The organism is Microbacterium sp. CIAB417, from assembly GCF_022788845.1.
In genome coordinates this window covers 580,359-602,339 of the sequence record NZ_JAHZUT010000002.1, presented here as the reverse complement: position 1 = coordinate 602,339, position 21,981 = coordinate 580,359, and the positions used below count along the sequence as shown (strand labels likewise).

The following is a 21,981-nucleotide window of genomic DNA, read 5'->3' as shown; positions in this document are numbered from 1 at the left end:
CACCACGCGGGAGGGGCCCTGAGCCTCGAGGGCGACTTCGACCGCACCTTCACCCTCTACTGCCCGCACGGCTACGAGACCGACGCGCTCTACATCTTCACCCCCGACCTCGCGGCTTCGGCGCACCTGACGAAGGCCCATTCGCTCAGGCGCAGAAAATGAGAGGCTTCATACTCGAATGGTGCAGACCCAGCTCCCAAGTACCCACCTGACCATCACGCCGAAAGTGCTCTACTTCGGCACCCCCGTCGTCGTCATCTCATCGTTGAACCCTGACGGCACGACGAACCTCGCCCCTGTTTCGTCGTACTGGGCGCTTGGGGACTTGCTCGTGATCGGGCTCGGGTCGACGGGCCAGACAGTGGGCAACATCAGGCGCAACGGCGAGCTCGTCGTCAATCTCTGTGACGAAACCCAGTGGCGCGCGGTCGAATCCCTCGCGCTGCTCACCGGAGCCTCGCCTGTTCCCGCCGACAAGCCTGCGGGCTGCCGGTTCGAACCGGACAAGTTCGCTGTCGCTGGCTGGTCACGCCTCGCTTCGACAACCATCACTCCTGAACGCATCCTCGAGGCCGGCGCCCACATCGAAGCTCGTGCGACCGCACTCCATGAGGAAGAGGGCGGCTACGTCGTCGTCCACGCTCGCGCGACGACGGTCCACGCTGCCCCAGAGATGGTGGTGGCCGGCACTTCGCACATCAACCCATCGATCTGGCGCCCCCTCATCTATAGTTTCCGGCACTACTTCGGTCTCGGTCCTCGTCGCGGAATCGCTGCTCGCGCAGACCTTCAAGACTGACGGCTAGCAGTCAAGACCACCCGTTGGAGTCGGGATCGAGCAGGTCCTCGAGCGGGTGCGGGTCGGTGTGCACGGCCTGTTGGAGGAGTCGGTAGAACAGCAGGCCGCGGCTGGTCGCGTTGCGCCGGTTGAAGCGGAACGTGAACTCGCGAGATAGTACGGCCGCTGGTATTCGGCGACGCCGGAGTGCAGGGTGCCGGTCAGCCACCGCTTGAGCAGTGACGCGGTCAGATGCACGCCGGGCAGCACGGCGGCCCGGTCGGCGGCGGTGCACCCGGTGGCGTACTCGTGCGTGTACCCGAGCTCGGACAGCCAGCGCATCATACGGGCGCCGTCGGTATGGATCGTCGAGCCTGGCACGACGCTTTTGGTTGCGAACGCGACCAGGCCCAGCGTGTTCGGCCGGTCCGCCAGGCCGAGGCGGATCCGGCCGAGCTTGCGTCCCGGGCCGGGCTTTTCGACTGCGACCATCACGGTCGCTTTCGTCGTCGACGCGCCGAAGCGGCCGATGCTGACGCCGCCGACGAAGGTCTCGTCGACCTCGACGACGCCGTCACCGACCTCGCCGCCCACACGCCCGACACATCCACAAACCGGCGCCCGCAGCCGAGAACTCCCGGCCCTCGCAGCCGGGACAGACAAACCCGTCCGGCCAGCGCAACTGCGCCAGGTACTCGAGACACGCGGCATCCTCGAGGAACCACTCGAGCAGCTCCTTGAACATCCCCGGATAATCGACCCCGCCGACCTAGCATCTTTGTTCTATACATTGCGCCTGCGATGCGATAGAATACGAACATGTCTTCGAATGAGTATCGCCCCGTCGGGTTCTCCGACGCGGATGCGGCGACCCTCGCGGAGATCGCCGCGGCGGTCGAGAAGACTCAGGCCGATCTCGCCGCCCTCCAGGCGCGCATGACCCGTGAGCTCGCACGGGCAGAAGAGCTGGCCTGCCGCCAGTCCTCCGGCGCGACGCGCAGCGCCGCCGCCAGCGACATGGCGCACCGCGCCATCGCCTCCGAACTCGCCACCCCGCTTCGCATCGCCGACCGCACCATGCAGCGGCGCATGACGCAGGCCGCCGAGATCGCGCACGAGTATCCCGCCACGCTCGACTCGCTCGCCGCCGGCCGCATCACCATGGGCCACGTCTACGCCATCACCGACGCGGGCGCACACCTCCCTCACGAGGCGCGCGCCGAGTTCGAGGCGGCTGCGCTCCGCAAGAGCGAGAACGACACGGTCGGTCGCGTGCGCCCCGCCCTGCGCATGCTCGCCGAGCGCCTCCACCCGCGCACGCTTACCGAGCGCCACATCGACGCGCGCGAAACGCGAAGCGTCACGCTCAACCCGCTCGACGACGGCATGTGCGAGCTCACGGCGACTCTCCCCCTCATCCTCGGCGAGGGCATCCACAACCGACTCACCCAGCAGGGCGTGGCCCTTCAAGACGAACGGATGCGAGCGACCGACCGCCTGCGCGAGGCCCGCGCGGCGAGCCTGCCCGCATCCGAGGCCGACGAGATCCTCGCTTCCGACCGTCGCACGATCGACCAGCTGCGCGCCGACATATTCGCCGACATGCTCCTCACGGCCCAGCCGAGCGCCGATCCCACGCGCACCGACGACCGCCCCGGCGCGCTCGGCGCCATCCGCGCTCACGTGCAGGTCGTCGTGCCGGTGCTCGCGATCGCGGGCACGCACGAGTACCCCGTCGATCTCGCCGGTCGCAGCCCCATCGACGCCGAGACCGCCCGACAGCTGGCCGGCGCCGAGTCCGGCTGGGATCGCATCCTGACCCACCCCGTCAGTGGCGAGATCCTCGCGACAGACCGCTACCAGCCCACCCCAGACCTCCGGCGCCGGCTGCGCGCCCGCGACGCGCACTGCCGTTTTCCCGGATGCCGGGTGCCGGCCCTCCGGTGCGAGCACGACCACACCGTCGACTTCGCCCTCGGCGGCAAGACCCGGATCGACAACCTCGCGGGGCTGTGCCAGCGGCACCATTCGATGAAGCAGTTCACCGCGTGGAAGGTCACGCAGATCGGTGACGGCATCCTCGCCTGGACCTCACCGCTCGGGCGCCCCTACCTCGACCATCCGCCCGCGCCGACGGTGCACTTCGTGCCCGATGAGATTCCGCTCGGCGTGCCATCGCGCTACGACGATGACGACGACCCGCCTCCCTGGGAGAACTGCGCCTGACGGCCGGCGGCCGGCATCCATCACCCATCTCGATCGCGGAGAACTGCTCAGTTTCCCGCGCCATTCGCCGGCATGCTCCCCCGCAGACCCGCCTCATCCTTCCCGGCCAAGCTTCGCCAGCACCTCCCCGGAACCTTCCACCCAGCTTCCCCGGCCGACCTTCGCCCCACACCTCACACAACCTTCAGCAAGGCGTAAGGTTGCGCGCATGGAGACCTTCTTGCTTCGCCTCGATCGCCTCGCCGGCGGCCGCATGGCCGGCTACCGCGTCGACCCCTCCGACGACCCCCGCGTGAGCCGGGCGTTCCGGGCGATCACGATCCTGCTCGTCGCCTGCTTCCTGCTCGGCATCGCGACCGTGGTCACGTCGGCCTGGCTCACCGCATCCGGCGAGGACGTCGGCTTCGCCGTCTGGATGCGGTGCCTCGTCGTCCTCGGCATCACCACGACACTCTTCTACTTCCTCTGGCGAGCGCGCGCCGGCTGGTACTGGGCGATCCGTCGGCTGCAGCTGTTCAGCCGCATCTTCCCGATCGTCGCGCTCGTCCTCGCGGCGATCCCGGGGCTGTACCCCTGGTGGGTCATCAGCGAGCAGATCGTGTTCGCCATCCTGCTGATCGGCGTCTCCGACTACCTGCAGTCCGACTACCTCCGCGCCGCCTACCCGAAGCCGCAGCGCCCCTAGCGCAGGAACAGGCAAGATGCTCGATTGTGGCGCTCAGGCTTCGGCGATGGCATGGTCATCTCATAGCGCCTGACCCGAGGAGCAGCAATGCCGTTGTTCGAGATGGAGGCGAGCCGCCGGGGCCGCATGCGGGTCTTCCTGCGCGCGCAGCTCCCCTTCACCCTCGGCGTCATCTACATCGCCGCGCTGACCACGCTCGTCGAGCCCGAGCGGTGGGGTGCGTGGCCGATGATCGTCGGCGTCGTGCTCACCGTCGTCGCCACGGCCGGAGCCATCGCCGTGCCGTGGGAGCAGCTGCACCGCTCCTGGATGATCCTCATCGCGGCGGTCGACATCATCGCCGTCGCCTTTTTCCGCGCGGAGATCGGGGCCAGCGTCGCCGCCGTGACGATCCTGTCACTGTTCCCGATCCTCTGGCTCGCCTACGACTTCCCCTGGTACGGCATGATCGTCGGCGTCGTCGGCGGCGCGTTTATCACCTCGTTCCGCTTCTTCTACACCTCGGATTGGCCCGACACCGCGGTCGAGTGGGCCAACGTCGTCTCGTTCCCGATCCTCATCATCGGCGTCGCGATCATCGTGTTCGTCGCCGCGGGCAACCTGCGCCGCAACGGCGTGCGCCTCGCCGCCGCATCCCGCGCGCAGGCCGAAGCGCTGCGCGACGCGAGGGATGCCGAGGCGATCGCCCTCGGCATCCTCAACACCGTCACCGCGGGCGTCGCCTTCTTCGACGCCGAAGGCCGACTCGACGTCGCGAACACCACCGCACGGCAGATGGCCGTCGCCGCCGGCTTCCGCCTCGACATCCCGCCCTACAGCGGCGAGAATGCCTTCGCCGCCGACCGCGTCACCCGCATCCCGGACGACGAGCAGATCATCCCCAGAGCCCTGCGCGGGGAGGCGATCGACGATCACCTCGAGTGGATCGGCCCGCCCGACTCGCAGATCGCCATCATCGCCTCGTCCGGCCAGGTGCGCCGCGAAGACGGGGAGCTGCTGGGCACCGTCGTCGTCGCCTACGACGTCACCGAGCTCGCCGACGCGATCGAGGTGCGCGAGCAGTTCCTCCGCACGGTCTCGCACGAGCTGCGCACCCCGATCACGAGCATCACGGGATTCCTCGACCTGATCGACGAGGCCGTCGACCCCGCCGACACGAAGGTGCACGGCTACATCGACATCGTCACCCGCAAGACCAACGACCTACTCGACCGCGTCCGCGACCTGCTCGCCGCGAACGACAGCAACAAGATCCTCGACTGGACCGAGACCGACGCCGCACGCATCTCCCGCGCAGCCGCCGCACGCGTCGCCGCCCTCGCGGAGGCACAGGGCGTGCACATCGAGCTCACCGGACCCGAAGCCCTCCCCGTGCACGCCGACGAAGAGCAGCTCACGATCGCCGTCGCGGAGCTGCTGACGAACGCGATCAAGTTCGGTGATGCGGATGCGGCCGTCATCCTCCGCTACGGCGTCGTGAAGGGTCGCGTGATGCTCGCCGTCACCAACACCGGCCAGGGCCTCACCCTGTCCGAACAGCGCCGCGCCTTCGACCGCTTCTACCGCGCACCCTACGCCCGCGCGCAGGCGATCCAAGGCTTCGGCCTCGGCCTCACCAACGCGCGCGCCATCGCCGCGGCGCACGGCGGTCACATCCACATCGAGAGCGAGCCCGGCGTGCGCACGACGTTCACCCTCGACATCCCGCAGCACCCGTACCCCGTCAGCCACCCCTGAGCCGGGCCCCGCCGCGCCGTCGCCTGCAGACTGCCGTAGCCCGCGCCGCTCCTTGACCTCGCGGACGGCCGCTGCACGTGGCCTGGATCCTGTCGGCGCCCGAACTCCTGCAATCCGCCGCGTCCTGCCGCCGAACCGGCCGGCACCCCGCGTTCTGCAGGAGTACGGGCACGGCTCAGCCGCATCCGGCCCCACCGACCACACCCGCATCCGCACCGGACGTGCTGGCTGAGTTGTGCACCCCACCCGAAGCACACCTCAGCGCGTACGGACGACGACCCCTGCGCCGCTCACGCGCCTGCGGCGCCGCTGTCCTTCGCCGCCCGACGGCGCCGGATCTCCGCCTCCAGGGCCGCCGCACGCTCCTCGCGCTCGAGGTCGGCGAGCTGCTGCTCCGTCGTGCGCGTGTCGCGCGGACGCGGCGCGGGAGCGGGCGCTGCTTCTTCCTTCGACCAGCGGCGCGGGTCGCCGAAGCTCATGGCCTCACGCCCGGCGCTCCACTCGCGACCGAGCGTGAACCACAGGATGGAGCCGACGAGCGGCAGCAGCACGATGAAGAAGATCCACGCGACCTTCGGCAGGAACCGGATCTGATCGTCTCGGCGCGTGATGGCGTCGATCAGCGCGAACACCATGACGGCGAAGATGAGCAGCGCGAGGAACGGCATGTATCCAACGTGCCGCAGTGGGCCGCCGAGCGCAACGGTCGGGCGGCCGCATCCCGCCGTTCGTCGGAGAAAGCGCATCCCGTCGGAGAAAGCGCGCATTGTCGGAGGAATCAGCACGGATCCTCCGACAAACGTGCGAATCTCCGACCGGCGGATGCGGGCAGCCCGCGCTCAGCTCGCGACGAGCCAGAGGATGACGGTCGCCACCAGCAGAACCGGCGAGATTCACGCCATCCAGCGGGTCGTCGGCAACGGCTCCCACCAGACCCGCAGCAGACTCACGACGAGGAGGAAGGCGGCCATGAACACGACCGCGAGGGGCACACGCATCACCGTGCCCACCACGATCAGGACGACGCCCCACACCTGCATCGCGAGCAGACGCCACAGCACGACGCGCGGCGGCCGGAAGCGGCGGCGTGGCGGTTCGGCGGTCACGTTCGAAGGGTGAGGGCGCGCGTGACACCGACCTCGTGGAAGAAGCGCCTGCTCACTTCGCGTCGAACGCGTCGACGAACACCTGCGGGAGCACGACGTTCGCGGGAGCCGCCTGGAAGGACGGCGCGATGTTCTCCGCCTTGTGCCCGGCGATGCCCGTACCGATCGGCGTGACGAGGAAGGTCGTTTCGGGATGCGCGTGCGCATAGTCGAGGAATTCGACGATCTGCTCGAGCATCGTGTCGAAGCCGCTCATCGTGTCGATCGCGTAGGAGCGGCCGGTCGGGCCCGCGCCCACACCCCACTCGGCACCGAAGTTCTCGAAGGCGGCGCGCGCGGCACCCGCACCGTGGTGGCCGGCGGCGTTGCTGCCGAACACGAACACCTCGTCGTCGGCGAGCTGCGTCACGACCTCCGGCGTCCGCCGGGCGCGAAGCGCGGCCACGCGCTGCTCGTCCTTCTTCCCGCGTCGTGGTTCACGTGACGGGCCGAGCACATCGTTGAACGCAGACATGCCCCCAGTATCCCCGCGCGCGGCGGGAGGACACCGACTGACGCCACTCGCAGTCCGTCTCGACACAGGAGTAGGTGACGGCGCTCATACCGACCGAGGCTATCGGGCCGAGCGGCGGGTACGGAGGCCTTGCACGAGCAGCACGATGGTCATCAGAAACGCGAACAGTGGCAGCCCCACCGCGCCGAGCGCGAGCAGCGTGCCGGCGGGATAATCCACGTTGCCCATCCGCCCGAGGCCCACGCCGCCACCGCCGGCGGTCACGTCGCCGGCCAGCAGGAACTGCCCGTCGTACGCGTCGAGCTGCGACGAACAGGTGACGGATGCGGCGACACCGCCCGCATCCGCGATGCTCTGCACAGGCGAGAATCCGACGCGGTGGGTCATCCACCACAGAGTGTCGTCCCACCCCGGCGACGGCGCCGACCAGGTGCCGAGCGGGCTGCCGTCGGCCGTCTCTGCCCGGCACTCGACGAGTCCCAGCAGTGGCGCGGTTCCCGACGCCCACACTCCCGTGACGCCATCCGCTGGCAGCTCGACCGTTTCCCCCAGGGGCACCGGCTGCGCCTCCGCGACCGACTGCGACACCGGCACGACCCACAGTCCCCAGATGAGTGCGGTCGCCACGACGCACACCACGACCAGCGCCCACAGCAACTGCACCCTGTGCCGCATCCGCATCCGCGACTCCTGCGCGTGAAACGCTGCGTCGACGGGCGGAGGGGTCACGCGTCGAGTGTACGGATCGCGCGGTGGCGGCCACACTCCGATAGCGCTGACGAATCGCGCACTCGGCCTCACCTAGGCTGGGGCGCATGAGCGAGCAGCCCTCCCCCACCGCCGCCGCGATCGGCCGGGCCGTACGTGAGGAGCGCACGCGCCGCCAGCTCTCGACGCGCACACTGGCGGCGGCGGCGGGGGTCTCGCAGCCGTTCCTGACGAACGTCGAGAACGGCAGGGCCATGCCCAGCATCGCCTCGCTGTACAGTCTCGCCGGAGCGCTCGGCGTCTCGGCCGCGGCGCTGCTGCCCGAGCAGCCCATCCGACTCGAGGTCGTCCGCGCCGGCGGCGGCTCCCGCATCCCGATGCGCGACAGCGGCGGGAGCGCGGAGACCTACACACAACTGATCGCCGGCGCGCGCGGGCGCCAGCTCGGGGCATACCGGTTCGAGCTCGCGGCGGGTTACGAGGACGTGACCTACGCGCACGACGGCGAGGACATCGTGCACGTGCTCTCCGGCTCCCTGATCTACCGCTACGCCGACCACGACGACGTCGAGCTGCACCCCGGCGACACTCTCTGGGTCGACGCGCGCAGCGCGCACTCCTGGATGGTGCCCGCCGCGCAGACCGGCACGACCGAGCTTCTGCTCATCACGGCCGCGGGCGCGACGCATCGCCACGGTTCAGACAACGGCACCGGCACCGGCACCGGCAACGGCACCGGCACCGGCAACGGCACCGAGCGATAACTCACACGAATCGTTACATCGACGGCGGACGGCGGTCACACCCGCGAAACACGCGGTTCCTAGCGTGGCCGCATGCCCACCAAACAGCTCGTCCTCGGCGCGTTCGAGGAGTTCACCCCCAACTTCATCGGCAACAGCTGGCACCACGAGCGCGGCGACACGGCCGCCTTCGCCACGCTCGAGTTCTGGACCGACATGGTCACCAAGCTGGATGCGGCGGGCTTCGATTTCTTCTTCATGGCCGAGGCCATCGGCTACCCCATGAACGACGCCGGCGAGGTGCCCGAGGCCGTCATCCGCGAGGCCGTGCAGTTCCCCGTGCACGACCGGCTCACGATCATGTCGGCGCTGGCGGCGGCGACGCCTCGCATCGGCTTCGTCGCCACCGCATCCACCACCGCGCAGCAGCCCCTGCTGAACGCGCGCACCTTCACGACGCTCGACCACCTCACGGGCGGTCGCATCGGCTGGAACATCGTCACGAGCGACAACCAGCAGGCGCTCGTACGGCTGCTGGGGCGCACGCAGGTCACCCCGCACGACGAGCGCTACGCCGCCGCGACCGAGTTCGTCGACCTCGACCTGGAGCTCTGGGAGGGCGCCTGGGAGGACGACGCCGTCCGCGCCGACAAGAAGAACAAGGTGTTCGCCGATCCGAGCAAGGTGCACCGCATCCGCCGCGACGGCACGTACTTCACCTTCGACGGCTACTTCCCCGCGACGCCGTCGCCGCAACGCACGCCCACCCTGTTCCAGGCGGGCACCTCCGAGGCGGGCACGACCTTCGCCGCGCAGTACGCCGAGTGCGTGTTCACGCAGGACCGTAACGCCGCACGCCTCGCGGCGGGCATCGCGCGCCTGCGTCAGAAGGCCGTGGATGCGGGGCGCCCCGCCTCATCCATCAAGGTCGTCAACGGTGCGTCGTTCATCATCGCCGACACCGAGGAAGAGGCCCAGCGCCTGCGCGCCGAGCTCAACTCGACCGCGACCCGCGAGGCCACGGCGGCTCTCTTCCTGGGGTGGTCGGGGGTGGACCTCGCCCAGCTCGACCCCGACGCGACCCTCGACGACGTCTCGACGGAGGTCGGCCACACCATGCTCGCGATGTGGCGCAACCCCGACGGCACGAGCCCCACGATCGGCGAGATCCTCGACTCGCTGCCGTCGACCTTCGGCGGCATGAAGTTCACGGGCACCGTCACCTCGGTCGCCGATCAGGTCGAGGCGTTCGTGGCCGAGACTGACGTCGACGGCTTCCTCGTCGAGAACTGGTACGGCGGCATCGAGGGCTACTCGGAGTTCACCGACCAGCTCATGCCGGAGCTGCGCCGCCGGGGCCTGCTGCCCGAGACGCCCCGCACCGGAACGCTCCGCGAGATGCTCACCGACGCCGACGGCCCGCGCCTTCCCGACTGGCACCCCGCCGCCCGCTACCGCCGCTGATACTCGCTCCGGCGGGCTCCCACATCCGCTCGCTTCGTCGGAGGATGCGCCGGATGTCGGAGGATTCGGCGCGCATCCTCCGACATCCGCGTGAATCTCCGACCTTCGCGCCGATCTGCGACCCGACGGATGCCAGGCCGGGACGCCAGGCGGCGCTTCCCGCTCAGGCGGGGCGGACGACGAGGGTGTGCTCGAGCGAGGCGGCGCTGACCACCGGCGGCACGTGCTCGGGGAAGTCGGCGGCGTACTTCGCCTCGTAGGCGGCGGAGACCGCATCCTGCACCCGGTCGTCGGCGGCCACGCGCTCGAACGCCACCGCGACCCGCGGGTCGTCGAGGGCCGCCACCGGATCCTGCTCGGCACGCGCGCCGTCGGCGAGCGTGAACGCCGCCGGACGCCCCGACACCGCACGGCGGAACCACGCCGTCTTCTCGCCATACGCGGCGCGCACGTAGGCGGCATCGCCGACGACGACAGCCCAGATGGGAGTGGCGACGGCGGTGCCGTCGCGGCGGGTCGTGACGACGGTCACGGTCGAGGTGGCAGCGAGGTGGGCGAGCAGCGCATCCGTCATGCCCCCAAGCCTAGGCGCGCCCGCAGGCCCCGGACGGATGCGGCGGTACCCGTTCACGAACGTCGGAGATGAGGCCCGATGTCGGAGGTTTCGGCCCGAATCCTCCGACATTCGCGCATTTCTCCGACCGGCGGATGCAGGAGGGCGGCCGGACACGTGCCCGACCGGCGGATACGGCCCAGCCGAACCACGGATGCAGCCCGCGACGCGTGCGGCTGCCGGCTGGCGGGAAGCCCACGAGCGCAAGGGGTCAGCGGAGGCCTGGAACGGACTTATGCTGAGCGCGATGTCCACAGCTCTCGTTCCCCCCGTCGAGGTCGTGATCCCCTGGCGGGACGCGCCGACTCGCCGCGCACCGTTCGCTCTCGTCCGCCGCTGGTACGAGACCCATCTGCCCGAGGCGTCGGTGCGCACGATCGACACCGACGACGACGTCTTCGTCCTCGCCGCCTGCCGCAACCTGGCGATGCGCACCGCGCATCCGGATGCGGTCGTCGTGATCGGCGACGCCGACACCCTCCCCGAGGAGGAGCCGCTGCGCGCTGCGATCGCCGCTGCCCGCACGAGCGGACGAGTGCACCTGCCCTACGACGAGTACCGCTGGCTCGGCGCGAGCGGCTCTGCCGAGTACGCGGCCGGCACACCGCTCGTCGAGTGCACCGTCGAGCAGTACGTCGAGGGGGCCTGCTCCGGCGTCTACGTGGCGACCCCGCAGACCTGGTTCGCGCACGGAGGGCAGGACGAGGCGTTTCGCGGATGGGGCTTCGAGGACGCCGCCTGGTACCTCACCCACCAGGCCGTGCTGGGCGAGCCGCCGCGCCGCCACGTCGGGCGCGTCTACGCACTGCACCACGCGGCCGAGCAGCGCGTCGGCGCCGGTTACGAAGCCAACGAGGCCCGCATGGGTCTCTACCGCGCCGCGGCCGGCGACCCCGGCGCCATCGCGCGTCTCGTCGGCATCTCCTGACCCGCGCGGAGCCGTCCCTGATCCGGGCGGGCAGCCTGATCCGCTCCGGGTCACCTCGCGAGCGAGCATCCGTTCATCGAACGAGCACTCGATCGGATGCTCGCTCGGCGATCGGATGCTCACTCGCGACCGGGTCGCGCCGCAGACTCCGCCAGCGGATCCGGACCGGCCTCAGGCCAGCGCGTCGAAGGCCCGGAGCGGTCCGGGGCGTTCGCGGCCGTCGCGGCGCATCCGGTCCCGCAGCGCCGGGGCCGCCGCATCCGGGCGCAGCTGGCGGGCGACCGCGTCCGCCAGCTCACCGGCGCTCGCGCGATTGGGATCGCACGCGATGCCCACCCCCGTGCGCTCAAGGGCCGCCGCCCCGGCGAACTGATCCGTCGAGAACGGCAGCACCACCAGCGGCACGCCCTGCGCGCACGCCTCGGTGACGGAGTTGTTGCCGCCGTGGGTGATCGCGGCGGCTGCCGAGCCCAGCAGGCGCACCTGCGGCAGGTACTCGCGCACAAGCCACCCGGCCGGGATGTCGCCCCACATCGAGGTATCGGCGGCGCCGGTCGCGATCGCGGCGCGCACGCCGAGCGCACGTAGCGCCTCGACCACCCGCGCCAGCACATCGTCGCGCACCGAGAGGAAGCTGCCGAAGCTCACGTACACGTAGGGTTCGCCCTCGTCGATCCAGCGCGAGATCGACGGATCGACGCTCTCCTCACGCAGCGTCGAGCCGAGGAAGGCCCCGGCCGCCATGGCACGTCCGTCGCCGTCGGCGAGCTGCTCGGGGTAGTTGTAGAGCACCGTGTCGCCGTGCGACGCGAAGGCGTCGGCCACGACGGGGGCCGCGGGATCGATCTCGGATGCGGCGTCGTTCCACTGCGCGGTGAATCGCTCCGACACCTCCGCCGCCAGCGTGCGCAGTGCCGTGAGGCTCGCCGCATCCGGACCGAACGCGCGAGGCCAGAACGGCGGCACGCCGTAGAGCTCCCCCGCCACCGGCAGGGCGGTCGGGTGGCCCAGCACGACATCCCCGTACGCGACGCCCGCGGCCTGCATCGCCATGCGCGCACTGAACGCGAGGTGGTCGACGAGGATGCGGTCGGGCCGCACCCGGTCGATGATCTCGAGCGTCTGCCGGCCGCGGCCCACCGGATCCCACATCAGGTCGGTCAGCCGCTCGCGCGCCTGGTAGGTGAGCGTCTCGACCATACCCAGGCGCGTCGCGGAGAAGAATCCCTCGAGCGACGAGGCCTCGTCCGCCTGCTGCTGGGCGGTGCGCATGACGCCGGCGTTCGCACCGCGTCCGAGCGAGAGCTCGACGTGCGCGAACCCGGCATCCGCCACGATGGGCTTCGTCGCGGGCCCCGTCGCCACGGTGACCTCGTGCCCGCGGTCCTGCCAGGCGGTGGCGAGGGTCGCGAGCGGCAGCAGGTGCGAGGCGTAGTCCGGACTGATGACGAGCAGTCTCACGAGGGGAGCACCGCCAGCCGGGCGAGGTCCGCATCCTGCGAGGCGACGGCCTGGTACAGCGGAGCGAGCGTCGCCGCCATCGCCTGGATCGTGAACCGCCCGGCGACCATCGCGTGCGACCGCTCGGCAACGCCGTCCGGGTCGATCCTCGCGTGGACGAGCGCATCGGTGATCGCGGCGACGAAGCGCTCGCGGTCCCACGTCGGCGCCAGAAAGCCGGTGCGACCGGGCTCGACGTAGGTCGCCGGCCCGCCCGCGTCCGGTGCGACCACGACGAGTCCCGTCGCCATCGCTTCCAGCAGCGCGATGCCGAACTCCTCCTTGATGCTCGCGCAGACGTAGACGCCGTGGGGCGCAGCCAGTCCCGGGACTCCCGCACGGGCAGCCGCCAGCCACAGTGCCGTGACGCCGTTCGGGCGGTGTCCGGGAAGGAGGAGACCGTGCGCGGCACGCTCGTCCGCCGGAACGATCGCGTCGATGCGATCGAGCTGCTCCCGCTCGTCGACCGACGGATGCGCGAGGTCTCCCCCGATGATCAGCAGGTTCGTGTGCGCAGCGAGTTCGGAGGTGCTCCACGCCTCGACGAGGGAGGCCATGCCCTTCACCCGGTGGAGGCGCCCGACGCTGACCAGCAGCGGCAGACCCCGGCGCTCTTCCGGCAGCTCGGCGAGCAGCCGCTCGAGTTCGGCGAGGCCCTCCGGAGCGTCCCCGCCCGCACCGCGGGCCGTGACGCGGGACACCGCGTCGTCGACGACGGCGAGGTCGACACCCTCGGCGACGACCGTGTGCCGCTCGGCGTGCGCGGTGATGTCCACCCCGACGAGCCGCTTCATGTCGTCGGCGAGCGTCGGACGGGGAAAGAGCACCGTGTGCTCGGCGCCCGCCGCGAGCGACTGCACGAGTCGGGCACGGAACCAGTAGTGCTCGCGCAGGTCGGCTTCGCCGAAGCCTTCGCGCGTGAGCTGACCGGATTCCTCGAGCGAGGTGATCACGGAATGCGGGTCGGGCGCCAGCGTGAAGACGGTGGGGATGCCGAGTTCGCGGGCGACGTCGGCTGCGGCGAGGCTTCCGACATCCGCCATGCGCAGGTGCAGTACGTCGACGCGGCCCGCGGCGCGCAGCACACGGCGGATGCCGCGACGCGCCTGGACGCGCAATCCCCACGCTGCGGCGGAGGGAACCGGCGAGGCCGCCATGGGCACGCGTCCGAAGCGGTGCCCGCCGCGGGTGCCCGCGACGTCCAGGAGATCGCTCGCGGCCTGGTCGATGCTGCCGCGGCCGAGGGTGATGACGCGCTCCACGAGTCCGGAGTCGTCGGCGACCAGCGCGTCGCCGAGGCGCACGAGCAGCGTCGCGATGCCGCCGTTGTCACCGGCGCCCGCCGTCGCCAATTGCGCATCCATGTCGGCGTGCAGGAACAGCTGCGCGATCGTGCGGGGCGCATCGGCGGCATCCGGCTGCGGGGGTACGAGGTCCAGCAGCGCCAGCCGCGCCACCGACGCCAGCCGGCCCGTGGTCGACATGAGCTCGTCGAGCGCGCTCTCGACGCCGGGTTGGCCCGGCCGCTGGCCCAGGGCGGCGATCGCGGCTTCGCGCACCGCGGGGTCTTCCCGCTCGTCGCGGGCGATCGCGATCAGGGGCCTCGTCGCCAAGGGCGCGCGCACGAGACCGAGAGTCTCCACCAGGCGCGCTCGGGCGGAGGGGTCGTCGGTCGACACCAGCGCGGCCTCGAGCGCGACGGCCAGCACCTCGCCCGAGGGGACCGACCAGCCTTCGAGCGTGCGCTGGGCGAGCATGGCGGAGAACCCGCCGGCGGCGACCATCGCGATGAGGCGCCCGACCGCGTCGAGCCGGGGCAGCCCCTGCGACAGCGCCCATGCCGCGTGCTCGCGCACGTACGCACGGCGATCCGATAGCAGCGCCGCCAGCATCCGTCCGGCTTCCTCGTCGGTCATCGCTCCCAGCGCGTGCACCGCTGCCAGCGCGCGCACGTCATCCTCGCTCGCGAGCGCCGCGGCCAGATGGCGCAGCGAGCGCACACCCGGCTCTCGACCCGCCTCGAACGCCAGCTCGTCGGCGCGGCGCAGCGCGTCGACGATCGTCGGCGCGCTCTGCACCGCATCCATGGACGTCTGAATCCCCACGTCCCACTTCCCTTCACCGTCGCCGGACGGCCACGAGCGGATCGATCGTAGAGAACACGTCTGAACAGCAGGCTAGCGTTGAGCCGCACCCTTTCCCCCGCTACGATCCCGGAGCCCGCGTGAGCGTTCTTGCCATCGGCGATGTCGGCGTCGTCGACGACCTGTTCCATGTCGGCGACGAGGCGATGTTCGACGCCGCCGTCGTCGAACTCCGCCGCCGCGGCATCGAGACGGTCGGCGTCTCCTCCGCCCCCGCCGAGACGCGCGAACGGTACGGGATCGACGCCGTCGACCGGCTCGGTTTCGCGGGGCTCGATCCAGGCGCCGCGGCCCGCAGGGCCGAGCAGTTGGTGGATGCGGCGACCGGGGGAACCGAGCTCGCCGCCGATGACGTGGCCCGGGGCGTCCTCGACGCGCTCGGCACGGTCACCGGCGTGCTGCACACCGGCGGCGGCAACCTCGCCTCGCGGTGGCCGGTGCACATCTACGAGCGCACGACGCTCACCCGGATGGCGGCCGCGCGCGGACTACCTGTCGTCTTCAGCGGCCAGACCTTCGGACCCGACCTGACCGCAGCCGACGAGGCCCGGCTGCGTGCGGCGCTCGCGGACGCCGCGCTCGTCGGCGTGCGCGAGGGCAGCACCGAGGCCCTGGTGCGCTCCTGGGGGCTCCGCCCCCGCAGGCAGGTCGACGATGCCTCCTTCCTCGATGCCCCCACCGTCGCGCCCGCATCCGGACCGCTGCTCGTGAGCCTGTCCGGCTGGTACGCGCATCGCCCGACGGATGCGGTCGATTCCGCCCTTGCCCACACGATCGACACGGCCGCCGAGCACACCGGCGCCCCCGTCGTCTTCCACGCGCACTTCGGTCCGCTCACCGAGGGCGACGTGCGCGGCGACGTCGTCGTGCACGAACGCGTCCGCGCTCGTCTGCAGAGCCCCAGCAGACTGGAGACCACGGCGGACACGGCCCATGCGGTCGCCCTCGCCCGCTCGGCGCGTCTGCTCATCAGCTCCCGCTATCACCCCGTCGTGTTCGCTGCACCGGCCGGGGTGCCCGTGCTGGCCCTTGCCGCAGACGAGTACACGCGGATCAAGCTCACCGGCGCGCTGGAGCCCTGGGGCCAGGACGGTGTGATCGACATCGACGACGCCGCGGCCGCATCCGCTCTGTTGCCCACCCTCGTCTCCCGCGCCACGTCCCTGCGCGAAGCGGCGACGGAGCGATTCGACGCCCACCGCGCGCGGGCGTCCGAGTGGTGGGACCACGTGGCGGCGACCCTCGGCTGAGCCCTGGGGAAACTCCAGCTGCGCCCTCTACCCTGACCGCGATGTCCCGACGTCCCTCCGCCGCCCGGCGCCGACCGCCCGCCCGGCGACGCCCCGCACATCGGCGCGCCCGGTCCGCGCGGCGCCGGGGTGCACGCGGCCCACTCATCGCCGCCGTCGTCGCCCTGACCGCCGCTCCCCTCATCCTGATCGTGGCGCTCCTCGCTGCCGGCAGCGCCGCGATCAGCGCCTTCGATGGCGGCGGCCCGATCGACGTCGGTATCGGCGACGCACCCCGCCCGCCCGGCATCGCGGAGCCGGGCATCGCGGGCTACGGTTCCGGTCAGCTCGCCAACGCGTGCACGATCCTCGCGGCGGGGCGCGATCTCGGCTTCGACGAGCGCGACCAGACCATCGCGATCATGACGGCGATGGGCGAATCATCGCTGCGAAACCTCGACTACGGGGACTGGGAGACGAGCGGGGTGACCAATCCCGACGGATCGCCCACGACCTCGATCGGGTTGTTCCAGCAACAGGATTCCTGGGGCTCCCGCGAGGAGCGTCTCGATCCGTACACCGCGGCGACGATCTTCTATCGCGCAATGGCCGAACGCGTCCCGAACAGGGGAACGCTCGATCCCACGCAGGTCGCGCACGAGACCCAGGTCAACGCCGACCCGCTGCATTACGCGCGGTTCTGGGACCGCGCGGTGCGCGTCGTCGCGGCTCTGAACGGCACACCCCGCGAGGGAGACCGCACCGACGGCATCGCCCTCTGCCCCGCGGGGTGAGGAATCCCGACGAGCTATGCCTGTCGTCGGATGAAACGCATGAGGGCGGCGATGATCCCGATGATGAGGATGACCAGACCGATCCAGAGCAGGAACTTCACCGCTTCCACGAACACGCCGAGCAGCAGCAGAACGATTCCGATGATGACCAAGAGAACAGCGATTCCGACCATGTCTTCATGGTGCATTGCGGCTCGTGCTCACGTGGGGCCCTTGACGAACGCCGCGGCACCGGGCATGGCCGCCCGGATCCGGTGATCGCGGTCGGCGGCTCGGGCTGACCTGACCGCCCGCGAGGCGCGTCAGCGACCCATGACCTGTGCCAGCACCCATCCGCCCGCCAGGACGAAGGGAGCTGACGCGGCGACCGCCACCAGACCGATCACACCGATCCAGCCGAGCACGACGAGCACCATTGCCCGGCCGCCGCCGCTCCGGCGCAGCGGCGGGTGGAAGGACAGCGTGCGGAGGTTCTCGGTGGTCATGGCTCAAGCCTGGCGACCCCCGGCGCCCGTCACATCCACCGCGAGGATGTTTCACATCATCCCTGCGGACTATTCACCCGAAGCGCGTCACACCGCGCGCGGCATCGTGCCGCGCCACGGGCGGCGGGTGGGGGCGGGGGCAGCATGGAACGCCGCTTCCACCCAACTCTCGAGTTTCCAGGTCGGCACACGGAAGATGCGCGCGACCAGTACCACCGGATACCCCGCCTCGACGACCGCGGCGACGGCGAACTGCTGCAGCGACTCGAACGTGCGACCCGCCAACGCGCCGCGGCGGAGGTCATCGAAGCACCGCGGCGTGCGGCTCGGCGCGGACGGCGCGAGCGGAGCGGAAGGGGGCGCCTGGACTCGCGGAGCAGGCTGGACGAACGGAGCGCTACGCGCGAGATATCTGGCCGGATTTCGTGGCGGAGCCGTCGGGTCGGGGGCGGCGCGGTGCACGGGCCCCGCCGGCGCGAACGACGCCACACCGGAATCGCCGAGGTACCCGATCGGGGGCTCCCAGAGTTCGGGGACCTCGAGCGGCACGTAGCCGGTGGGCGCCGTACGGGCGACAGGCGATGCCACGGTCGCGACCGTCGCGGGCCTCGTCGGCGCGAACGACGGGCGCGTGGGCATCGTCCGCTCGACGGCGGGACGTTCCGTGGCCGCCGGATGCGGCTCCTCGACGCTGTCGGGCACGCGCGCCATCCGCATCGCCACCACGATCAGGGCAGCGATCGCGAGGGCCGTGACGACGAGAACGGGGTTCTCGCGTGCCCAGACGATCAGGTCCATGACGCTTCCTCTTCCGCTGCGGCATCCGGGCACGACTGGCCCGGATCGTGCCGCGTTCAGAGGGGGTCGGGGTAGCCCGTCAGACGTGACACATGAGGTGTACAGGCGAAGACTACTCCCCCGCGCGGCCCGCGCATAGATCTTCCTGATGCGATCAATGTCGAACCGAGATGAGCGGCGGGCCCCGGATGTTCGGGACCGGGGCCGCCGCGCAAGAGCCTTCGCGGGGACCTTGCAGCGCCCATCATGACGGCGCCGCCGGGGCGCACGCTCTGCGGATCGTGTGATTTCGCCCGACGATTCACCCCCTTCGTGGACGCGGAGAACTGCTCAACCGGAAACACCCTGTTCATCAACCATCTCTAGTGTTCGGCGCATGGCACACGCACCGATCAAGGCCGTCATCCCCGCAGCAGGGCTCGGGACCCGCTTCCTCCCCGCGACGAAGGCGATGCCGAAGGAGATGCTGCCGGTCGTCGACAAGCCCGCGATCCAGTACGTGGTCGAAGAGGCGGTAGCCGCCGGCAGCGACGACGTGTTGGTCATCGTCGGGCGCAACAAGAACGCCCTCGCGAACCACTTCGACCGCGTCGCGGAGCTCGAGCACACGCTCGAGAGGAAGGGCGACGCCGCCAAGCTGGAGAAGGTCATGGAGGCCAGCAGGTTGGCCGACGTGCATTTCGTGCGGCAAGGCGACCCGCTCGGACTCGGCCATGCCGTGCTGCGCGCCCGCAAGCACGTGGGTCATGAGACGTTCGCCGTTCTCCTCGGCGACGACCTGATCGATGCCCGCGATGTGCTGCTCGCGCGCATGATCGAGGTGTCCCAGGCCCGTTCTGCGACCGTCGTCGCCCTGATGGAGGTCGATCCGACGCAGATCCACCTCTACGGCTGCGCAGCCGTCGTCCCCACCGCCGAGGACGACGTGGTGGCCATCACCGGCCTCGTCGAGAAGCCGTCGGCCGCCGACGCACCGAGCAATCTCGCCGTCATCGGACGCTACGTGCTCAAGCCCGAGATCTTCGACGTGCTCGAGAAGACCGCGCCGGGCAAGGGCGGCGAGATCCAGCTCACCGATGCGCTGGAAGCGCTGGCCGAGGACGAGAGCATCGGCGGCCCTGTCCTGGGCGTCGTCTTCCGCGGCCGCCGTTACGACACGGGCGACCGACTCGACTACATCAAGTCCAACGTGCAGTTGGCCCTCGACCGCCCCGACCTCGGACCCGATCTCGCGGACTGGATCAAGAAGCTCGCCACCACTCTCTGAGAGCGACGAGGGCGCGCAGACGAGAATCACATCGCCCATCGATAGCCGAGAACGGGCAAAGTAGGAGAACACACCCGAATCCCCCGGAAGGCACGGCATGAGCGACGCGCGCCCAGACTCCCCCGACGACTCGCAGGCTGGCTCCAGCCCGTTCGATGAACTGATGCGCCCATCCTCGGGCGACGACGGCAGCACGTTCTCGGTGGGATTCCGGGGATATGACCGCCACGAGGTCGATGCGGCCATCTCCGAGTTGACGAACCGACTGCAGCGCACCACGGCGGAGCTCGGGACAGCCGAGGCGCGCCAGCGAGAGACCCTCGATCGGCTGCGCGAGGAGCAGCGGGCCGAGATCGAGCGCCTGGTCGCCGAGACCGAGGAGTCGGTGAACCGGGTGCGCGAGGAGCAGCACGAGCAGGCGGCACGACGGGAGGCTGATCTGCAGACGGCGACGGCGCAGATCGCCGAAGCCGAAGCGCGCATCGCGGCCCTGACCGCGCAGCTCGTCGAGCGTCCGGAGGGCGCAGACGGGGCGGAGAGCGCGGCGTCGGACTCCGCCGACCCGTCCACGCGCGACCAGTTCGAGGCCGTTCTGCGCGTCGCCGAGGAGCAGGCCGGCCTCATCGTTCAGAATGCCGCCGCCCAGGCGGAGCGCCTGCTCGAGGCAGCGCGCGAGGAAGTGGCGACCCAACGCGCCCAGGCGCAGGCGGACGTCTCCCGCATCCAGGCGCAGGCGCAGCACGATGCCGATCAGGTGCGTCTGCGCATCGAGACCGAGTACACGGCGCACGAGGCGACGATCCAGCGCGAGGCGGCGCACGCCGCCGAGAAGCTCGCGCAGGCCGAGCGAGAAGCGGAGACGATCCGTTCCGAGGCGGAGAAGGGGGCCGCGGCGCTGCGAGCGATGGTGACGCGTGAGACGGCGCAGTTGCGCAGCGACACCGAGCGCGATGTCCGCGAGATGAACGCACGCCTGCTCGAGTTCGAGGAGACACTGACCCGTCGTCAGGATGACGCGCAGCAGGAGTTCCTGGTGCTGCACAACCAGGCGGTCGCGCACGCCGAACGCATCACCTCCGATGCCAACGATCAGGTCGCCGCCTCCCTCGAGCACGCCCAGCGCATCTCGGCGAAGGCCGACGACTACGAGAAGCTCATGAGGGCTCAAGCCGCGCAGATCGAAGCGGACGCGCATGTGCGGGCGCAGGAGAACCTCGACCGCGCGCGCACGAAGGCGCACAAGATCGTGTCCACCGTCATCGACCATTCCACCGCCGTTTTGCGCGACGCGGAGGACCGGACCCGCGCACTGCGGTGGCAGCAGCAGCAGCTCACGAGCTTCATGTCGGAGGTGCGCGAACTGATCCGCCCGGAGGGCGTGCTCGCTGCGACGGTCGGCGCGGACGAAGCGGCAGCCGACGCGGGAGACGGCGACCGCGACGACGACGGCGAACACGCCTGAGCGGAAATGCTCGGATCCATGAATCTCCTGTGATCCATGTGATTGAATTCACCTGAGTGGTCGCTCCCCGCGAAGGCCCGGCCACTCGCACCCGAGCTGGGGCCCTGGCCAAATGCTCATACCCCCTCCCCGGCATCGCCGAGGAGGGGGTTCTGCGTTTCGCGATCAGCGCGTGAGGACCGCGGCGGCGACGAGAGCGACGACGCCGGCGGCGAGCAGGAGCACGCCGATGTAGAGGGACCAATGCGGACGCTGCGAGAGCTGGCGGTGGAGGCGACGCCGACGACGGGCGCGCGCTTTCGCCTCGCGATCGCTGACGGCCGCCTCACGGCTTCCGACGCTCGAGCGATACTCTGAGCGCGAGTACGGTGCCTGCATGCGTCCTCCCAAGGACTCGACGGTTGGAGCCGGACGACCGTCGAGACGCCGGAGCATCAGAGTCGGGAGCCCCCTCATCCGCCGGCCTCCCCCGAAGATACCCACGCATGTTTTCCAGCAGGTTGCGGGTGAGTACTTTCCCGTCGCCGATCACGACCCACCCGCTGCGGCGGGCAGAAGGCGACTCGAACGCGTCGGCGCGGCTCGAGGTGCTGCGGCGCAATGTCGACCGGATCATCCACCGTCTCGACGAGCTCCTGCTCCTGGAACATCTCGCGCCACGGCTCACCCTCGCGGAATGCGATGCCGCTCAGATCGTCGAGGATGCGGTTGCGGCACGCGGCGAGGACGCGTCCGCGCACGAGATCCGCATCCTCGTCGACGTCACCCCGGTCACGGTCCTCGCTTCCGCCGGTGCTGCC

23 protein-coding genes and 1 pseudogene are annotated in these 21,981 nt (G+C 70.6%); 11 read left to right on the top strand and 13 right to left on the bottom strand.

All coding sequences use genetic code 11. The annotated features are described in order from the left end of the window. Positions 1-181 precede the first annotated feature (181 nt). A complete protein-coding gene (locus tag KYX17_RS09580) occupies positions 182-799 on the top strand; it encodes a flavin reductase family protein (RefSeq protein WP_243226764.1) in 618 nt (205 codons plus the stop codon). Positions 800-809: 10 nt separating this feature from the next. Here KYX17_RS09580 and KYX17_RS09575 read toward each other — a convergent pair. Then, a pseudogene (locus KYX17_RS09575) lies at positions 810-1,523 on the bottom strand (IS1595 family transposase). Between the two features lie 74 nt (positions 1,524-1,597). Between KYX17_RS09575 and KYX17_RS09570 the strand changes: the two are divergent. The 3 genes from KYX17_RS09570 to KYX17_RS09560 all read left to right on the top strand — a co-directional run bounded on the left by KYX17_RS09570 (position 1,598) and on the right by KYX17_RS09560 (position 5,426). Then, entirely contained in the window at positions 1,598-3,004 is a 1,407-nt protein-coding gene (locus KYX17_RS09570) for an HNH endonuclease signature motif containing protein (RefSeq protein ID WP_243226762.1), read from the top strand. A 208-nt stretch (positions 3,005-3,212) separates the two neighbouring features. Next, positions 3,213-3,689 (top strand): hypothetical protein, encoded by a 477-nt coding sequence (locus tag KYX17_RS09565; RefSeq protein ID WP_243226761.1) that lies wholly within the window; start codon positions 3,213-3,215, stop codon positions 3,687-3,689. 87 nt (positions 3,690-3,776) lie between these two features. Beyond that, a complete protein-coding gene (locus KYX17_RS09560) occupies positions 3,777-5,426 on the top strand; it encodes a cell wall metabolism sensor histidine kinase WalK (RefSeq protein ID WP_243226760.1) in 1,650 nt (549 codons plus the stop codon). 290 nt (positions 5,427-5,716) lie between these two features. Here the strand turns inward: KYX17_RS09560 and KYX17_RS09555 are convergent, their stop codons facing one another. From KYX17_RS09555 to KYX17_RS09540, 4 genes are all read right to left on the bottom strand, one after another. Then, positions 5,717-6,094 carry a PLD nuclease N-terminal domain-containing protein gene (locus KYX17_RS09555; protein ID WP_243226759.1) on the bottom strand — a complete coding sequence of 126 codons (378 nt, stop codon included), beginning with the start codon at positions 6,092-6,094 and terminating at the stop codon, positions 5,717-5,719. A 225-nt stretch (positions 6,095-6,319) separates the two neighbouring features. Further along, positions 6,320-6,532 carry a hypothetical protein gene (locus KYX17_RS09550; protein ID WP_243226758.1) on the bottom strand — a complete coding sequence of 71 codons (213 nt, stop codon included), beginning with the start codon at positions 6,530-6,532 and terminating at the stop codon, positions 6,320-6,322. A 52-nt stretch (positions 6,533-6,584) separates the two neighbouring features. Then, positions 6,585-7,046, bottom strand: coding sequence for a hypothetical protein (locus KYX17_RS09545; RefSeq protein ID WP_243226757.1), 462 nt, complete (start codon positions 7,044-7,046; stop codon positions 6,585-6,587). Positions 7,047-7,145: 99 nt separating this feature from the next. Further along, complete coding sequence (locus KYX17_RS09540; RefSeq protein WP_243226756.1) at positions 7,146-7,775, bottom strand: hypothetical protein; 630 nt, start codon at positions 7,773-7,775, stop codon at positions 7,146-7,148. A gap of 86 nt (positions 7,776-7,861) precedes the next feature. Here KYX17_RS09540 and KYX17_RS09535 point away from each other — a divergent pair, with 86 nt between their 5' ends. Together KYX17_RS09535 and KYX17_RS09530 are read left to right on the top strand one after the other, a co-directional pair. Continuing rightward, complete coding sequence (locus tag KYX17_RS09535; RefSeq protein WP_243226755.1) at positions 7,862-8,518, top strand: helix-turn-helix domain-containing protein; 657 nt, start codon at positions 7,862-7,864, stop codon at positions 8,516-8,518. A gap of 72 nt (positions 8,519-8,590) precedes the next feature. Then, positions 8,591-9,961 (top strand): NtaA/DmoA family FMN-dependent monooxygenase, encoded by a 1,371-nt coding sequence (locus KYX17_RS09530; protein WP_243226754.1) that lies wholly within the window; start codon positions 8,591-8,593, stop codon positions 9,959-9,961. A 163-nt stretch (positions 9,962-10,124) separates the two neighbouring features. On the opposite strand, the gene KYX17_RS09525 is transcribed toward KYX17_RS09530, so the two are convergent. Next, complete coding sequence (locus KYX17_RS09525; protein ID WP_243226753.1) at positions 10,125-10,535, bottom strand: DUF2255 family protein; 411 nt, start codon at positions 10,533-10,535, stop codon at positions 10,125-10,127. A gap of 286 nt (positions 10,536-10,821) precedes the next feature. Here KYX17_RS09525 and KYX17_RS09520 point away from each other — a divergent pair, with 286 nt between their 5' ends. Continuing rightward, positions 10,822-11,502: a hypothetical protein gene (locus KYX17_RS09520; protein WP_243226752.1), complete on the top strand. Its 681-nt coding sequence runs from the start codon at positions 10,822-10,824 to the stop codon at positions 11,500-11,502. A gap of 171 nt (positions 11,503-11,673) precedes the next feature. Here the strand turns inward: KYX17_RS09520 and KYX17_RS09515 are convergent, their stop codons facing one another. Together KYX17_RS09515 and KYX17_RS09510 are read right to left on the bottom strand one after the other, a co-directional pair. Continuing rightward, a complete protein-coding gene (locus tag KYX17_RS09515; protein ID WP_243226751.1) occupies positions 11,674-12,963 on the bottom strand; it encodes a glycosyltransferase in 1,290 nt (429 codons plus the stop codon). Further along, complete coding sequence (locus KYX17_RS09510; protein WP_243226750.1) at positions 12,960-15,107, bottom strand: glycosyltransferase; 2,148 nt, start codon at positions 15,105-15,107, stop codon at positions 12,960-12,962. The genes KYX17_RS09515 and KYX17_RS09510 overlap by 4 nt, the downstream gene beginning before the upstream one ends. A 119-nt stretch (positions 15,108-15,226) precedes the next feature. Between KYX17_RS09510 and KYX17_RS09505 the strand changes: the two genes are divergently transcribed. Next, positions 15,227-16,396 (top strand): polysaccharide pyruvyl transferase family protein, encoded by a 1,170-nt coding sequence (locus tag KYX17_RS09505; RefSeq protein WP_243226749.1) that lies wholly within the window; start codon positions 15,227-15,229, stop codon positions 16,394-16,396. Positions 16,397-16,437: 41 nt separating this feature from the next. Continuing rightward, a complete protein-coding gene (locus KYX17_RS09500; protein ID WP_243226748.1) occupies positions 16,438-17,169 on the top strand; it encodes a peptidase M23 in 732 nt (243 codons plus the stop codon). Positions 17,170-17,183: 14 nt separating this feature from the next. Here the strand turns inward: KYX17_RS09500 and KYX17_RS09495 are convergent, their stop codons facing one another. The 3 genes from KYX17_RS09495 to KYX17_RS09485 all read right to left on the bottom strand — a co-directional run bounded on the left by KYX17_RS09495 (position 17,184) and on the right by KYX17_RS09485 (position 18,452). After that, the gene (locus tag KYX17_RS09495; RefSeq protein WP_192900658.1) at positions 17,184-17,342 is read right to left on the bottom strand and encodes a hypothetical protein; all 159 of its coding nucleotides are present in this window, start codon (positions 17,340-17,342) and stop codon (positions 17,184-17,186) included. Positions 17,343-17,471: 129 nt separating this feature from the next. After that, positions 17,472-17,654 carry a hypothetical protein gene (locus tag KYX17_RS09490; RefSeq protein ID WP_243226747.1) on the bottom strand — a complete coding sequence of 61 codons (183 nt, stop codon included), beginning with the start codon at positions 17,652-17,654 and terminating at the stop codon, positions 17,472-17,474. An 87-nt stretch (positions 17,655-17,741) separates the two neighbouring features. Beyond that, positions 17,742-18,452 (bottom strand): hypothetical protein, encoded by a 711-nt coding sequence (locus KYX17_RS09485; RefSeq protein WP_243226746.1) that lies wholly within the window; start codon positions 18,450-18,452, stop codon positions 17,742-17,744. 376 nt (positions 18,453-18,828) lie between these two features. Between KYX17_RS09485 and galU the strand changes: the two genes are divergently transcribed. Together galU and KYX17_RS09475 are read left to right on the top strand one after the other, a co-directional pair. After that, positions 18,829-19,719, top strand: coding sequence for a UTP--glucose-1-phosphate uridylyltransferase GalU (gene galU, locus KYX17_RS09480; protein WP_243226745.1), 891 nt, complete (start codon positions 18,829-18,831; stop codon positions 19,717-19,719). Positions 19,720-19,882: 163 nt separating this feature from the next. After that, entirely contained in the window at positions 19,883-21,181 is a 1,299-nt protein-coding gene (locus KYX17_RS09475; RefSeq protein WP_243226744.1) for a cell division initiation protein, read from the top strand. A gap of 165 nt (positions 21,182-21,346) precedes the next feature. Here KYX17_RS09475 and KYX17_RS09470 read toward each other — a convergent pair whose 3' ends face one another. Then, positions 21,347-21,559 (bottom strand): hypothetical protein, encoded by a 213-nt coding sequence (locus tag KYX17_RS09470; protein WP_243226743.1) that lies wholly within the window; start codon positions 21,557-21,559, stop codon positions 21,347-21,349. Positions 21,560-21,633: 74 nt separating this feature from the next. Beyond that, positions 21,634-21,921, bottom strand: a complete 288-nt coding sequence (locus KYX17_RS09465; protein WP_243226742.1) for a hypothetical protein — start codon at positions 21,919-21,921, stop codon at positions 21,634-21,636. Between the last annotated feature and the right edge of the window lie 60 nt (positions 21,922-21,981).

Coding starts and splice junctions, on each gene's coding strand:
- KYX17_RS09520 (WP_243226752.1), top strand. CDS start 10,822: ATGTCCACAGCTCTCGTTCCCCCCGTCGAGGTCGTGATCCCCTGGCGG.
- KYX17_RS09565 (WP_243226761.1), top strand. CDS start 3,213: ATGGAGACCTTCTTGCTTCGCCTCGATCGCCTCGCCGGCGGCCGCATG.
- KYX17_RS09555 (WP_243226759.1), bottom strand. CDS start 6,094: ATGCCGTTCCTCGCGCTGCTCATCTTCGCCGTCATGGTGTTCGCGCTG.
- KYX17_RS09570 (WP_243226762.1), top strand. CDS start 1,598: ATGTCTTCGAATGAGTATCGCCCCGTCGGGTTCTCCGACGCGGATGCG.
- KYX17_RS09475 (WP_243226744.1), top strand. CDS start 19,883: ATGCGCCCATCCTCGGGCGACGACGGCAGCACGTTCTCGGTGGGATTC.
- KYX17_RS09545 (WP_243226757.1), bottom strand. CDS start 7,046: ATGTCTGCGTTCAACGATGTGCTCGGCCCGTCACGTGAACCACGACGC.
- KYX17_RS09490 (WP_243226747.1), bottom strand. CDS start 17,654: ATGACCACCGAGAACCTCCGCACGCTGTCCTTCCACCCGCCGCTGCGC.
- KYX17_RS09525 (WP_243226753.1), bottom strand. CDS start 10,535: ATGACGGATGCGCTGCTCGCCCACCTCGCTGCCACCTCGACCGTGACC.
- KYX17_RS09500 (WP_243226748.1), top strand. CDS start 16,438: ATGTCCCGACGTCCCTCCGCCGCCCGGCGCCGACCGCCCGCCCGGCGA.
- KYX17_RS09485 (WP_243226746.1), bottom strand. CDS start 18,452: ATGGACCTGATCGTCTGGGCACGCGAGAACCCCGTTCTCGTCGTCACG.
- KYX17_RS09535 (WP_243226755.1), top strand. CDS start 7,862: ATGAGCGAGCAGCCCTCCCCCACCGCCGCCGCGATCGGCCGGGCCGTA.
- KYX17_RS09470 (WP_243226743.1), bottom strand. CDS start 21,559: ATGCAGGCACCGTACTCGCGCTCAGAGTATCGCTCGAGCGTCGGAAGC.
- galU (WP_243226745.1), top strand. CDS start 18,829: ATGGCACACGCACCGATCAAGGCCGTCATCCCCGCAGCAGGGCTCGGG.
- KYX17_RS09560 (WP_243226760.1), top strand. CDS start 3,777: ATGCCGTTGTTCGAGATGGAGGCGAGCCGCCGGGGCCGCATGCGGGTC.
- KYX17_RS09495 (WP_192900658.1), bottom strand. CDS start 17,342: ATGGTCGGAATCGCTGTTCTCTTGGTCATCATCGGAATCGTTCTGCTG.
- KYX17_RS09530 (WP_243226754.1), top strand. CDS start 8,591: ATGCCCACCAAACAGCTCGTCCTCGGCGCGTTCGAGGAGTTCACCCCC.